Raw genomic sequence first — 15,049 nt, forward strand, 5'->3', positions numbered from 1 at the left:
AGTATACCATGAACACAATACCCGACCGCTCTGAAGAATTCAGAGCTTTGCAAGATACCCTTTACTTTATTGGAGGTAAATGGCGACTCCCAATTATAAGCTCCTTATGCAATGGTAATAAACGCTTTAAAGATATTCAGCGAAGTATTCCTGGCATAACGACACGTATGCTATCTAAAGAACTAAAGGATATGGAACTGAATAAGTTGATTAAAAGAACGGTCAACGATGACAGCCCTATTCTCATTACCTATGAACCAACCAGCTATAGCCGTACTTTTGGTAAAATTATACAAGCGATGATTGATTGGGGGCGTGAACATCGCGAGGTTATCACGGAAAGAGAAATCGCTAAAAAGGTCTAGTAACCACAAATAATGTCGCTCTTTATAACGCATGAGAAAAACGTTTTGCGATAAACAGATCAATGGACAATGAATATCATTAAACAAACCAAGCTGAAAAATGAGCAGAAAGCTCAAATTATCATGTTATGGAATAACGAATATCCAGAAAAGCTTGCTTACAAATCGCGAGATGATTTTGAAAACTACTTAGATAAACTAAGTAGCGTAGCACATTACCTTCTTGTTAGTGATGCAGGAGAAGTTTATGCATGGGCAATAACATTTAACCGAGATCAGGAAAGATGGTTTGCTATTATTATATCTGAAAAACACCACGGTAAAGGAATCGGCACACAACTACTAAACAAGCTTAAGGAAGATGAAGTTTTATTAAATAGCTGGGGTATAGACCATGCTATGGATAAAAAAATGAATGGTAAGCCTTATAAAACACCTCTAGAATTTTATCTAAAAAATGGTTTTAAGGTTTGTGCAGAAACGAGACTTGAATCATCAATAATATCAGCTATCAAAGTTCAGTGGATAAAAACATAAATATATACTTGTCCTAAAAAAAAACAATCTACGACATTCCATTTTATAGAACCGCTAATTCACTGATTTAACTAACGACCCTTTATTTAAAATTTTATATATAGGTCCTATGATTCGGGTTTTAAAAATCTGCTTCTCTTTTTCATTTGCGAAAAAATTAAAGTCTCTATTCATCAAGCGTAACACACCAGATTGCGTATCATTAAAGCTGATTAAGGTTAAATGTGTATTATTACCAAAACCTCTGATGAAGGTATGAACGATTTCATGTCGATCAGCATAGTAAAAATCTACTCTTTTATTAAAAGCGAAGATATCTGGTTTTAACACCAGGCTATCTTTCTGAAAAAAAATAGCCGGATCACTTTGTTGAAGCTCTTTTAAGGCTGCTTCTACTTCTTCTATTGAATAATCAATCTCCCACTTTTCAGCAAAGGGATAAGCCCCTGCAAACGAACCAACATTTCTTCGACAAAACTCTAAAAGTAGCAACGAGAGCAAAACGATGAAACCGTAAACAAAAAATCGAAATCCTTTGGTCTTCATATAAAACAGAAATAACTTATTATACAATTGATTAGTAGCGGTATGAATTGCGCACAAACTAAGGTAGGAAAAAATCAATTTGAAAGAAGAAATTCATTAAAAAGCGAACGCAGTGCGTTCGCTACATTCCAAAATGGTACGATTAAAGGTCCATTACCAAGGCACAGGGGTATTTTGTAGTATAATTTCAATTCCAACATGGTACGATTAAAGGTAAAGACGTTTAACGCTGGAAACCGTCTTTAAAGTAATTTCAATTCCAACATGGTACGATTAAAGGTAAAGACGTTTAACGCTGGAAACCGTCTTTAAAGTAATTTCAATTCCAACATGGTACGATTAAAGGGGGTTGATCCGGCTTCAAAATAGCAGTAGATTCCATATTTCAATTCCAACATGGTACGATTAAAGGTATAATATACATCGATGATGCCGCCGAAAATTTCCCTAATTTCAATTCCAACATGGTACGATTAAAGGCCGGGGGATTTAATTCTATAGCGACCGTTGATGCTAAATTTCAATTCCAACATGGTACGATTAAAGGGATAGTAAAATTTGAATCCATATACCCGATAATAGGATTTCAATTCCAACATGGTACGATTAAAGGTAATATTCCATCCGAAGCATTGATTGACTTTAAAGTATTTCAATTCCAACATGGTACGATTAAAGGTTTGTATACGCTCGGTTCTTGCAAGCTCCTTATTTATTTCAATTCCAACATGGTACGATTAAAGGTCTGAATACTATCTGCTAGCTGTTGCTCGTATGTCTATTTCAATTCCAACATGGTACGATTAAAGGTGAGATTTCGGAAGGGCAGCAGTTTCTCTTGGCTAAATTTCAATTCCAACATGGTACGATTAAAGGTTCTTTAGAAAACACACGAGCTTCTGCGATATTTTTATTTCAATTCCAACATGGTACGATTAAAGGTATAGAGAAGCTAGAGCAGGTCAAACAGCACAATAATTTCAATTCCAACATGGTACGATTAAAGGTAATATTCCATCCGAAGCATTGATTGACTTTAAAGTATTTCAATTCCAACATGGTACGATTAAAGGTTTGTATACGCTCGGTTCTTGCAAGCTCCTTATTTATTTCAATTCCAACATGGTACGATTAAAGGTCTGAATACTATCTGCTAGCTGTTGCTCGTATGTCTATTTCAATTCCAACATGGTACGATTAAAGGAGCACGATATACAAGTGAAGTATAGAGCTTCTTCTAATTTCAATTCCAACATGGTACGATTAAAGGCTTCGTCCGGAGAATATTTCCCTCTTGTTTTTTTCATTTCAATTCCAACATGGTACGATTAAAGGGTGGCAGTGTGGGTTCCCATTGTGACACTCTCTTCTATTTCAATTCCAACATGGTACGATTAAAGGTAACGATTTCGCTAGGTCTGGATTATGTTCTATGTGTATTTCAATTCCAACATGGTACGATTAAAGGGTCAACATCTTCAACGGTGTATTCGTTAGTTTCTAAATTTCAATTCCAACATGGTACGATTAAAGGAGCTATACGTTTTAGTGCTGCGCGGTAGTTCATCAATTTCAATTCCAACATGGTACGATTAAAGGTTGTATACTGAATACGAAACGTTAAAAAATAAGATATTTCAATTCCAACATGGTACGATTAAAGGTGTGTCCTCTCCACGCGCGCCCGTTACCCTGTATACTATTTCAATTCCAACATGGTACGATTAAAGGTTTTCTCAGGCAAGATTTCGGCAGCCCCATAAATAGATTTCAATTCCAACATGGTACGATTAAAGGTTCATTATTTGAATTATAGTATGACAATGTCACCTGAATTTCAATTCCAACATGGTACGATTAAAGGAAGGTATTTCACCAGTTGGTGTACCTGTCATAAGAAATTTCAATTCCAACATGGTACGATTAAAGGTTCGGCCTTTTCTATTTCTTCTATTACTTTTTTCTCATTTCAATTCCAACATGGTACGATTAAAGGGGGGATTATCAAATTTAGCTATATTACCCAAATCCATATTTCAATTCCAACATGGTACGATTAAAGGTAAATGCAAAAATATTTTTAATTATTATCCATCAATTTCAATTCCAACATGGTACGATTAAAGGCTTTGTTAAATCAACTTCATCAATACCGTTACAAATTTCAATTCCAACATGGTACGATTAAAGGAGCATTTGTTCAACAACAATCAGATTCCGCAGCTAGATTTCAATTCCAACATGGTACGATTAAAGGCGATGAAGCAGCAGCGCAAAGATGGTGCGAAAGAAAATTTCAATTCCAACATGGTACGATTAAAGGGGCTAGCTAGTTTTTTGTTACCTTCGGGCTTTTGAGATTTCAATTCCAACATGGTACGATTAAAGGCTTTTTTGCCGCTTCCTCATAATCACCTTTTTGCTCAATTTCAATTCCAACATGGTACGATTAAAGGCCGTCAATTAAACAGCAAAAAAGCCTATTATTATAAGCAGAACAAAGATACATATTCTCATTTATCAGTTCAAAATTAGTCGATGAGCAATAACCGATTTTACCCTAAGCATCGACAACTACAATACCACACTAAAAATCAAATATTTATATATTTTTTCACAAGATATCAAAGAACATATCGGTAATAAAAGACAGCATCGACAACTAAAGGAAGGTATCGAGCTCATTTTTTTCCTTTCCAACAACTTGTTTTTCAAGCCATTTTTCTTGCCTACTCTTAAAAATAATAATGCTATCATTTTCCTTATCCATAAACAATTTAGCTGCGGCAAGCAACTCTTGCAGTTTTACTTCAGAAATTTCACCTTCAAACACCGAATTTTGTATCCAATTAAGGTAACGTCTACACAACTTAAGCATTTTAGCCACCTTTTTATCAGTGATATCATAAACTAGTATTACATACATATTACCAGCGTGCTTTAAAAGGTTTGTACTCCTCCAAACCTAAAATATGCTTACTCAATTTATAACATTCAAGTTTAATCAAATGCTTATAGCTCACATTACGTTTCAATACAGGATGCTTAAATGTTTCATTTATACGCTCTTCCCATACCCGAGTAAAAGTCTTGCGTCCCGACTCCTTCAACAAACAACTGTTTATTTGATGATCAAAGTCCTTCGCTTGAATCTCTTTTTTATTCAATAGCCTAAAAATCAAACGATCAACAAGTAGAGGTTTAAAGATTTCTGCTAAATCCAAAGCTAAGGAATAACGTCTATAGCCTGGTTCGTGTAAAAAACTAATTGTTGGATTAAGCTGTGTATGATAAATCTGACTTAAACATAGTGTATAACAGAGCATATTTCCGTATGAAATTAATGCATTAATTTCATTTTTAGGGGGCCTTTTATCCCTATTCCCCATACTAAAGTCAGCAGAGATAATATCGTCAAAAGCCGCATAATACGTTTGCCTGATATTTCCTTCGATACCCATTAATTCATCTACAGCCTTGGCATCCGCTATGAGTACCGCATAACGATCTATGTCTTCAAGAAGATGACTTAAATCTTTTTCTCTATTGATATAATACCGCAAATTCTTCGTCATATTAAAAGCCGCACCCGAGACAAATTTCTGTGCAATAACAATTCTCTTCTTCGGGTCTATATATTGTTTCGTTTGCTCAACCTGCATCTTCCCCGCTAAGAGATATTCTTTAGGTGAGAAAGACCCTGTATAATGTTCATAGTAATCAAAAAAATGAACAGCAATTCCGGCCTTTCCCAAAAAATTATACAAGGCAGAGTTGGCATCTAAACTTCCAAAACAGAAGAGGTCCGAAACACCTTCAACGGGAATATACTTTGGTACGCCCTCTACTCCATCTTCATCTATCGGAACAAATTTCAATGTATTATCCTTTCGGCTCATCCGTCCAGGATTGAATAAGTAATATGTTTTTTTCATACTATAGCTTTTGTGGCAACTTAATCCTCTTCTCCAACATAACAGAAATCCTGATAACTACAAGATTTACAAATCTGCGCATGAATCACAGCAGGACATATATCACTTTCACAAATTCGCTGTATATCAGCTTCCCATCCACAGATTGCGTGTATATCTTTCTCGGCTAATAAAACTTCTTCACGCTGGCGTAGCTTAGGATATTCAATAATCCCTATAGCACCATTTACTCCTGCCTGTCGCAAACGATAGAGATAATACTTTACCTGAGCAATATGTGCACCTTCTACCTTATCAGACTTCTTGACTTCATGCACTACCTTATTACGTGCATCATAAAAATCAATTTTCACATTCCCCAATTGCAGTTCAGTATATTTTTCAGAACGATCTGAATATGAAGTTTCTCCAATCAGTTTACCTTCAGAAACAATATCGGACGTATGTTCCATTTGAATACCGTGAGAAAACAGCCAAAGCTTGCGATTGCAGGTATGTAAATAGGCAATATGTGTAGCATTTACCAGCATAAGTTAAAATTATAAAAATCGATCTTCAACACTTTCTTCTTTCTTATAATAACCAAACTGACTATTATAAGCTATATCATAAGCGATTAAAACATTAGCAGTTTCCAATTTATGTAGCTCATTGGTCTCATACCTAAATATGGAGACGAGTAATTGGTTAGCTTCTAAAAAACGTTTTTGTTCAACTAGATCCAAATATTCATCCCTAAGGTCCACAGACAGTACATCAATCTTTTGGTTTTTCCCATCTATCAAATCTTCTACCCAATCTGACCAATTTCCAGCAATCCAATCTTGTTCAAAATTTACAATTGTAGGATGAGTCAAGCCATTTTGAAAATCTTTTTGCTGATTCAGATTATAGCCACTTTGATAAACTTTATTACAAACTCCTGTTAAATCCTGCTCAGATAACTCCATCTTATCTAGCTGATTTAAGAAAATCCAAGTATCAGCCAGTACATTTTCGTCATAAAAAAACTTGGTATTTCCTAAGCTATTTTCTACTAAATAAACAGGAACTGTATTATGGTCTAGTTGCACTTTTTCATCAAGTGGATAATACTTCTTTCCCCCTGCCCTATTTACCCTTCCAAAACGTTGAATCAAACAATCAATAGGAGCATTTTCAATAAAGGCTACGTCATAATCAATATCTAAACTTACTTCAACAGCTTGAGTAGCAATAAGCAGATTTGGACGTTCTAATTGATTACTACTCGTGATGGACTTTTCTATCTTGGTTCTATCTCTTTTTGCAAAACCACTGTGTAATAATTGAATCGAATCTTCCGAAGAAAAAGAATGAAAAAGCTTTTGAGCGGTTTTTACATTATTAACAATAATTAGTACAGATCTTCCCTGTTGCAGATATTCACGTATCAAGAAAATCTGATCAAGGATAGTTTGTTGCGATCGACAATACAATTGATGTCTTTTACGATCTAGAATCAGTCTATCACTTTCTTCCTCATAATCTGGACGAATCAATCGTGTAAAATCGCCATCATATACTTCCTTAATGATTAGATTTAACATAAATTCGGGAATGGTAGCAGACATAAAGAAAAACTTCGCTTGAAACAAACTTCGAAACAATTTCACCGTACTAAGTAACATGCCTGTTAGCAATGCATTATACGTATGGAATTCATCAATGATAAACAACCCATTCTTATAATCATACAACGCCAATTCCCATCCTTTACCTTTTAAAGAGGTTTTTAATAACTGATGTAGCGTGGCTACTTTAACAGGGAAAAATAATTCAGAGGAAAGCGTTTTTTTTGTTCTTGCTTCGCTTTCTATTGCAACATAATCCTTCTCATCATTGGAAACTTCAGTCGACAATTGTTCATAAAAAAAATCAAGTGTCTTAGAATGTAAGGCAGTAACTACAGATTCTCCATATATAGACTGTAACCGAGAAACCATCGCATTAATACTTGCTGTATAGGGTAAAAGATAAAATAATCGGCTATTATCAGATTGATTTGCCACAACCCAACTTAAGGCTGCTTCAGTCTTTCCCGAACCTGTTGGAGCATGTAATATGACATCTGATTTAATATATTGCAATCGCTTTTGAAAGGATCGAAAAGAATGTTTTACACCATTTTTACTAGGTTGAAAATCTACATAATCTATTTTTCTGTAAACAGGTATTTCATCTTCCTTCCTTGCCGACCCAATATGATCAGCAGCAATTAACAAGGCCCGCATAAAAGATAATGACACCCTATCTTCTATAACATTTTCCTGCTGCCCGCTAATTAAAATTTTACAAAAATCTAGTGGTATCGTTCCTGACAATTTCTTATCGTCTACTGGAATATTTAACTTAAAAAGTGTAAGCCAACTTTGTAATACTTCTGCCGTAAATACCTCTTGTTGCATATTAAAAAGCGGAGAAAAATACTTTGTCAGCGTGGCTAAATCCAGTCGGCCACGTTCTTGACCTCGTACGACAATTCCTTTATGATGCGTTGCTATTGCAAACAATTCATCTTTAGATAAATCAAGATAATTTAAACAGAACCATAATGAAAAAATCTCATGTCGTATAGGCTCTCCGGCAAGCCCCTGCAGCCGTTTTTGAAACTCTTTGTGGATTTTCCCTAAATCATGTAAAACCGCACATCTGATAAGCTTTCCAGTCCAATAGTATCGTTCTTCGGTCGAAAGAGGAAGGCTTTTCAATAGATTTTTTCCAGCAGTGATGACGTGACTTGTATGCATTTGCAAAGTCGTCACACCATCACTTTTAGCAAAAAATTGGTCAAAATAAATTGAGCTAGCCATTGAATGAATGCAAATAGAAATTTCGCGTAAGAAATCCTTTGGTTTGATATAGATTAGGAATATCCAATACTACTTTATTATCATATGGGATAGAAAGAAATACAGCTGATTTCTTGGACTTTCGTCCTGCACCTATCTCCTCATTTTCTTCATAAGATTCTGCTAATTGAACTAACTGTCCCCCAGCTTGCATTCCAGCAGTAAATGGAATCATACATCCAGAAATTTCTGCTTGATTAATTGCAACAATTTCAACTTCACGTACACCATCAATTTTCAAAAGGTCTTGAGAACGCCCTAAAGACGGAGTACCAATGGGTGAAAGAAAGTAAGGTTTCCAATCCAACCTATTAATCCAAATGGTTAGCTTAGGTCCAATATGAAACTCTCTAGAGTAGGCATCTGTACCTTTATTGTGTGGTTTTATCTTCTTACCATCATACTCCAAGCGATTTCGCGTTTCCAAATCATTAGCAACAGCATCGTAGCTATATTCAAAGCCTAATTCCAGCTCTTCAGAACTCACTATTCGTCCTAAGCAACAACCAATAATCCCCAGCAAAAGTGAATAACTTGGCGTATGCATACAAACAGCATTCCCAGATAAGACAAAGGGAAGTCGCGGCGTTGCAGTCCAACCAGAAAAATCTATTTCTAGGACTTTATTCATGAGCTAGATATTTCTGGTTGAATTGATTAACAATGCCCACAGGAGAATCGACTACAAAACCCGCTCCGATGGCATTCACTTCTTCCTCATTCTGCAAATATCCTTTACGTATACCTATATATATTGGTGTCGCTAGTTTATCTTTATAGTCTGTTGCTAGCTGTTGCAATAACTCAATATTTAAGTAAGGTTTTTCTCCAGAACCGTCAAATAAATTATTGAAAATTGGATTTGCAGATTCTAGGCCAGCCAAAATCAAAACTTTTGGAGCTACGTCAGATCCAAAAGCAGCCTGCTTAGCACCTCCTCTTAAAAAGGCTAAACCTTTTAATAAACCTGCAGCATTACGTTTTCTATTGCTTTCGGCATCTTTTAGTTCGTAACGTTTGAATTTTCCACCCAAGGAAGTTTCATTAAACTTATCTTGATATTGTTCTACTAATGCTAAAGACAATTCCTGACGACTACCTAAATTATCATACACGCCTAAACGAGCATATTCTAAATTAAAGAAACCTTCTAAATGCGTAGAATAAAATTTAGTACTATAAGGTAAAGGCGTACCTTCTTTAAGATGTACAAAAGCTTCATCCGTACTTGTAGCACGCATATTCTTAATTCCCTTTAATATGGAAGTTTTAAAAGGAGATGTACGCTGGATACTTTCTTCATTTTTAGCCCCAGCTTTCATATAACCAAATAAATCATCCTCTGGAAAATCTACAGGATTCAATTCCGTAGAAATTTTATTGGTAGTTCCTTTTTCCGATCCCTCTCCTACAGCCTTAAGTACACTTGGCGACCAACTATTCTCTTCATTAGTCGTATTTCTCAACCAACGACGCCATGATTGTGCAGAAACATAAGGTACCTCTTCAAATCGGCCATTTACACGTTCTTTAAAAGTCTTTGGAATAACTCTGTTTTTATCTTCGCCAGATGTCGCAATTCCTGCTCCATTTAAAAAAGATGCAGTAGCATCAATCAATAATGCTCCTGTAATATTGTTTAATATTGCCATAAATTTTTTTTTAATTTATTTGATTTTGAATAATTTCACGCGCTGCTTGTTGAGTTAAAATCAGTTTAATAGCCAATTTGCTAAAAGAATAAGGTAAATCACCATAAGGACTATATAGTAATTGCTCATCGGTCCATCGATCATTAAACACATCTTTCTCATTAGCAAGAAACTGGTTTGTATTATCAATAGCTTCCCGTAACCAAAACATAAATGAACCTGTCCCCAAAGAAATACTTGATATCAGTTTTTTGAATTTCTCTATAGGTTCTTTTTTAGTATCTCTATGCTGATATTTGGCATAATAGTAGGCCTGGTAATCAATTGCAAATTTTTCAATAGTGTCGAACCATCCTTGCAGAAAACCAACCGATGGATTAGCTACTGATAAAGCTAATTCTTGAGATATTATGATTTCTAATTCTGGCTGATTGTAAAGGATATGAAGCAATTCATTGATTCCATAATGACTTAATTTTAGCACATCCGTATAAAATACAGTCGCAATGTCTTCCAATTTAATTGAGCAAAAAGCCACAGAGCGAATAAGCATATCTGAATAGCCTACAGTTTTATATTTATGTCTATTTTTTAATTTTTCAATAATCATTACGGATTTTTGATCTTCTTGAACCAGTCCAATAATCCATGTAAGGGCTTTTTCTACTTCAGAACTATCTCCATTTTTAATCGCAGGAAGATCCGAGCTAAAGTGTTGCTTTTGATAGTAGTAATGAATAAGTTTCTGAAGTTTATAATAATTGTTCTTTATTGGTAATCCAGCTCTATCATCCAAGATTTGAAGATGATGTTTCAAACTCCATTGTCCATTTTTCGTAGCCTCCAATAAAACCGTATATAAATCGATTCTATATTCAGGTCTATTCCATGCTGAAACTTCTGATAAGTACTTTTCAAAAGATTTACTTTTATATAGGTCTATCAATCCAGCAATATATTTAGCATAATGAATAGATTTTTCATTATTTATTTGCTCAAAATATACCTCCAAAAATTTCACGGAAACGCCAGAATACCGAATTTCTTTTTTCCCAGATCCAGACACACTTGGATATAAAAAATGCCACTCGTGATTACCTTCTAAAGCTTCTAAGAAACCATATTGAAGATTAGTGTTTATTAATATATTCTTCAACTCATTTCCTAATCCGGAATCTTTATCTATTGCTATCAGTTTTCTAATCAAACTATTTGGAACGCGATCTATATCACAGCTAGCCCCCGTACCTGAATTTGAGAAACTCCACAAGTTTAAATCCGAATAACTTTCGTCAAACAATTCTTTCTCTTCTAAAAACTTAATAGCTTGTAATATATAATGACCTTTTGAAAAATCTTTCACATTTTCAATAGATTCATTTGAAGTTGTTGCTTTAATACGCTTCCACAACTCAGTCTGATTATCCACGATGATGCGTTTTGCCATCATTGTGTTGGAAGAGTCAACAACAAGTATTCCACGGTTATAAATAAAGGCCGACAGTGGTAAAAACTGCATAATAAATACACAAATAGGATGAATTTGTATTGCGAATTTACCTTGGGGTAAAGCTTGTGCATCAGAGCCAAGTCCACCTATCAATGGATACCAATTTCGATTAATCCCAGTATCTTTTTTTGATACCTCTTTCTCTGAAATACCTTTGCGAATTAATAAATCTGTATAAATCTGAGAAAATGTTTTCGAAAATCTTAATCCTGAAATTTCACAAATATTATCACCTTCAAAATCATTTGAATCAATTATTTCATTCATTAAATCATTATACAGTTGTTCATCCTTACTCTTAGAATTATGTAATAATCCATTATTTGTAAAGAGCATTGTGTAACTCTTCAACCGCTTATTAAGATTTAATAAATCAGTGTCCTTATATAGTTTTCGTAAAAAATCGTCAGTAATATCTTCTACACTTTTTAACTTCCCTAAAGACTCAATGGTCATTAAAGCGTTATTAAACATAGCATTTCCAGTGTAATTTTTAAATATTCCCATGAATTTAAAATGTTTTACGTTTTATCATAAACTTCAGTTTCTTGACAAGATCAATTACTCTTCAACAATTCCAAGGCATCCCATCCCTTGCCCAGTGTACAGGCCCGCCCCAGTATCGAGCAACAGCTCTATAAACCGACGTTCAGCCTTCACCTCCAACTTAAAATTAACAAAGCCTCGGATTTTCGTTTCTTCTGGTGTATCGGCTTTAATGGTAATTAACCGTGATTTCGGCGGAAGCCTATTATACGTAACTGTCGCAAATAGAAAGGCCGATTGGGCTGTTGCGTCGTCATAAGAAGCTTTAATCTTTTCACGCCAATTGTATATAAACGATGAAACAAAATCCGCATCCTGTGGAGATAGATAATCATAATTTCCAGCTTCATTCTTTAAGCCCGTCACCAGCGGTGATAGCGGGGCAAAGGTTCTAGCTAAAATCTCACTTTCAGCATAGGTAACTAAAAGATTAGATAAGGCTTCAATAGCTTTCACTCTAAAACTAACCTTAGACTTTTTATCGGCAATCACTATATTTTCAGAAGCAAAAAGACCTTGTACAAAATGCTGAACTGCTTCTGGCAAGTGAAAGGCGACGACAAAAGATAACTCATTCTGCTGCAAAAGCAAACGATCACCATCAATTTTAAAAGGACAGTTTATATCTGAAAAAGTAAAAAACTTAAAACCTTTTCCATAACCTTTTTCATGAAGAAAATCAGCATACTGACGATCGCCTTTTGCGATAATACGATAAATAGCGGATGACAATGGATACTGATAATTGATTGGAATTGCCAAACGTATGCCTACATCTGCAGATAAGGTTATTCTAAATCTCATTGCTCGTTAATAATTAATATATAATATTAAACAATAAAAACTAGACAATATTACGGTATGCCGTAAACACATATTTTCTCTTTCACCTAATTAATGATTAAACGCTATCCTTATTACTTTCTTCCACTTTTTCTACATAAAGCAACCAATAAAAATAAAAGAGAAAGAAAAAACAATGTAACACTAAAGCCTGATTAACAAATATTTACACAAAATATAAAATTCAAAATCTCCCAATAGACCTCCATTCTATAAACTTAAATGCTATCGTATAGAATAGCAGATACCGTTAAACATTACATTATTGACAATATGATTTCGACTTCGTACCTACACAGCAAAACAAATAATAGGAAGAATTAGAAAAACTTTTCAATTCCAGCCGATTAATACAAGAAATTCATTAAAAAGCGAACGCAGTGCGTTCGCTTAACCTGTTCTTAGCTACAAAGAGTAATTATTAACAGTCTGAAGTAGTTCATCAGAAAAGTTATAAATATCATCGAGCTGTAGAATATCGTGTTTTGTTTCTTTTTTGTCCTTATCGAACAAACCGATACGCAACTTATTCGGAGTGAAGTAAAAGCGGCAGATAGGTTTTCTGTTGTTATCATCGAGCAAGATGCCACAGTAGGATTGATTATCGCGCATGCAAACTCTTCCAACATCAATATCTTTACGAAGAATAGATTTTACAATTAAATATCCATCTATCTCTTCTTCTGTGGTCACAATTAGCGGGTCAGCATCTATTTTCGGAACTTCATTTTGGGCTTCGTTCTCTGTTTCCTTTTTCAACGCACTTTTAAGACGTTCCGCAATCTCATCATTGACAATCTTCGTAAAAACACGCTTTACTAAAGGAGTAAACTGTTCTAATACCTTAACCGTGACAGCACCATTGTATACTTTTTTCGCAAAATAGCGAACGAACTCGTCCTCTGGGTTCTGCATCTCTCCTGTGATTAACGTGCTCAACTCATTAAAAAACTTAAGATCGCTTGCCGTACTTGCAATATTATCGAGGTCAAAAACGGTCTTATGAAACTTACGTAGCTCCACAAGCTCATTATCCTTGATGTCCGTTATCTTAAATTCAAAGAATGGCTTTTCATCCATTTTATTAGGGGTAACCAAATCGGTGTAGAATCGGTATTCTAATCCATTCGTTAGCAAGCTAAATTTAGCTTCCGTGGTGTGGAAATAACGAAATAGCTGTGAATTATGTGGATCAAGTCCATCAGCATAATGCTTACACTCAATCAAAATCATAGGCTTTTCGTCTTTTAAGATAGCATAATCCACCTTCTCCCCTTTCTTAATACCGATATCAGCTATAAACTCGGGTTGCACTTCAAAAGGATCGAATACGTCATATCCTAAAATCCTTAAGAAAGGTAAAATAAGGGAAGTTTTAGTAGCTTCCTCGGTCTTAATTTGCGGTAACATGCTATCTACGCGCTTGGCAAACTGGCGAATTTCATCTTTAAAATCCATGGCTATTGTAAGTTGTTAGTTTCAAAATCGATGATTGTACATTATTGTACATCGAAAATACTGAAACACAGCCCCCTTCTATTGCGGTTAACCGTAATCAACCATTAAAACAGCATATACAGTAACTGACTAGCTCTATGAAGCTTCTTGTGGAAGCTATTAAAGCTGTAGATTTTTTAATATAGTGTATTAAAAAAAATCGAGTGGTTTTAATCCCGTTTCAGCTGTTCCAACTGTCGTTTAGCTTCGCTACGAATTAAATCCAGCTCACGATTTGTCTCTTCCGTTATCGCATCGACACTCTGCTGCATAGATATCCGCAAAGCATCAATATCCTTCTTGAGCTCCATAGATTTCCTTTTGTTGTATTGCTGTAATACGTAACCCGCAACGGCGGTAACAATAGCGACGATAATTCCCATCACCACCAAGAGGTAGTTCAGCGTACGGTGGAAATCCTCTACTCCTTCTTTATGAAAACTAATAATATCGGCTACATTCTGCTTACTAAGCTCCAGGTTGTCCTCTTTCAAATCTAACTCACGAAGCTTCGCTTCTACTTTATACTCCTGTAGCTCCATACGGCTTTCCAAATCCAAGCGTTGCGTAGCATTTTGTTCTTTTGCGAACGCGGTTCCAAAAACTAGAAAATAGAAGGACAGGATAACCGTAAATTTCATATCGGCAGGATTTTAAGTTAATAATTAGTACTATAATTTAAGTAAACCTAAAAATAAAGAAAATATTCTAAAATAGGAGGCTTTATCCGTGAAGAGATAAATTCAAG

Annotated in this window: 13 protein-coding genes and 1 CRISPR repeat array; of the genes, 2 read left to right on the top strand and 11 right to left on the bottom strand. The window is 35.0% G+C overall.

What is annotated here, in order from left to right; all coding sequences use genetic code 11:
• Window positions 1-8 precede the first annotated feature (8 nt).
• Window positions 9-365 (top strand): winged helix-turn-helix transcriptional regulator, encoded by a 357-nt coding sequence (locus WH223_RS00365; RefSeq protein ID WP_340045533.1) that lies wholly within the window; start codon window positions 9-11, stop codon window positions 363-365.
• Window positions 366-434: 69 nt separating this feature from the next.
• Entirely contained in the window at window positions 435-902 is a 468-nt protein-coding gene (locus tag WH223_RS00370) for a GNAT family N-acetyltransferase (RefSeq protein WP_340045534.1), read from the top strand.
• Window positions 903-956: 54 nt separating this feature from the next.
• On the opposite strand, the gene WH223_RS00375 is transcribed toward WH223_RS00370, so the two are convergent.
• The 11 genes from WH223_RS00375 to WH223_RS00425 all read right to left on the bottom strand — a co-directional run bounded on the left by WH223_RS00375 (window position 957) and on the right by WH223_RS00425 (window position 14,942).
• Window positions 957-1,448 (bottom strand): hypothetical protein, encoded by a 492-nt coding sequence (locus tag WH223_RS00375; RefSeq protein WP_340045535.1) that lies wholly within the window; start codon window positions 1,446-1,448, stop codon window positions 957-959.
• Between the two features lie 119 nt (window positions 1,449-1,567).
• Window positions 1,568-3,904: direct repeats of the CRISPR family, unit length 30 nt; unit sequence ATTTCAATTCCAACATGGTACGATTAAAGG.
• A 206-nt stretch (window positions 3,905-4,110) separates the two neighbouring features.
• Complete coding sequence (gene cas2, locus WH223_RS00380) at window positions 4,111-4,374, bottom strand: CRISPR-associated endonuclease Cas2 (protein ID WP_340045536.1); 264 nt, start codon at window positions 4,372-4,374, stop codon at window positions 4,111-4,113.
• A gap of 1 nt (window position 4,375) precedes the next feature.
• Window positions 4,376-5,383, bottom strand: coding sequence for a type I-B CRISPR-associated endonuclease Cas1b (gene cas1b, locus WH223_RS00385; RefSeq protein WP_340045537.1), 1,008 nt, complete (start codon window positions 5,381-5,383; stop codon window positions 4,376-4,378).
• Window positions 5,384-5,403: 20 nt separating this feature from the next.
• The gene (gene cas4, locus WH223_RS00390; RefSeq protein ID WP_340045538.1) at window positions 5,404-5,913 is read right to left on the bottom strand and encodes a CRISPR-associated protein Cas4; all 510 of its coding nucleotides are present in this window, start codon (window positions 5,911-5,913) and stop codon (window positions 5,404-5,406) included.
• Window positions 5,914-5,922: 9 nt separating this feature from the next.
• Window positions 5,923-8,214, bottom strand: coding sequence for a CRISPR-associated helicase Cas3' (gene cas3 / locus WH223_RS00395; RefSeq protein ID WP_340045539.1), 2,292 nt, complete (start codon window positions 8,212-8,214; stop codon window positions 5,923-5,925).
• Complete coding sequence (locus WH223_RS00400) at window positions 8,207-8,884, bottom strand: hypothetical protein (RefSeq protein ID WP_340045540.1); 678 nt, start codon at window positions 8,882-8,884, stop codon at window positions 8,207-8,209. Before WH223_RS00400 ends, cas3 begins: the two co-directional genes overlap by 8 nt.
• On the bottom strand, window positions 8,877-9,905 hold the full coding sequence (cas7i, locus tag WH223_RS00405; RefSeq protein WP_340045541.1) for a type I-B CRISPR-associated protein Cas7/Cst2/DevR: 1,029 nt from the start codon (window positions 9,903-9,905) through the stop codon (window positions 8,877-8,879). Before cas7i ends, WH223_RS00400 begins: the two co-directional genes overlap by 8 nt.
• Window positions 9,906-9,915: 10 nt before the next feature.
• Window positions 9,916-11,922, bottom strand: a complete 2,007-nt coding sequence (locus tag WH223_RS00410) for a hypothetical protein (protein ID WP_340045542.1) — start codon at window positions 11,920-11,922, stop codon at window positions 9,916-9,918.
• A 54-nt stretch (window positions 11,923-11,976) separates the two neighbouring features.
• On the bottom strand, window positions 11,977-12,765 hold the full coding sequence (cas6, locus tag WH223_RS00415; RefSeq protein WP_340045543.1) for a CRISPR-associated endoribonuclease Cas6: 789 nt from the start codon (window positions 12,763-12,765) through the stop codon (window positions 11,977-11,979).
• Between the two features lie 444 nt (window positions 12,766-13,209).
• Window positions 13,210-14,262, bottom strand: a complete 1,053-nt coding sequence (locus WH223_RS00420) for a type I restriction endonuclease (protein ID WP_340045544.1) — start codon at window positions 14,260-14,262, stop codon at window positions 13,210-13,212.
• Between the two features lie 209 nt (window positions 14,263-14,471).
• Entirely contained in the window at window positions 14,472-14,942 is a 471-nt protein-coding gene (locus WH223_RS00425) for a hypothetical protein (RefSeq protein ID WP_340045545.1), read from the bottom strand.
• Between the last annotated feature and the right edge of the window lie 107 nt (window positions 14,943-15,049).

The sequence above is a fragment of the Sphingobacterium sp. MYb382 genome, assembly GCF_037572665.1.
GTDB lineage: Bacteria > Bacteroidota > Bacteroidia > Sphingobacteriales > Sphingobacteriaceae > Sphingobacterium.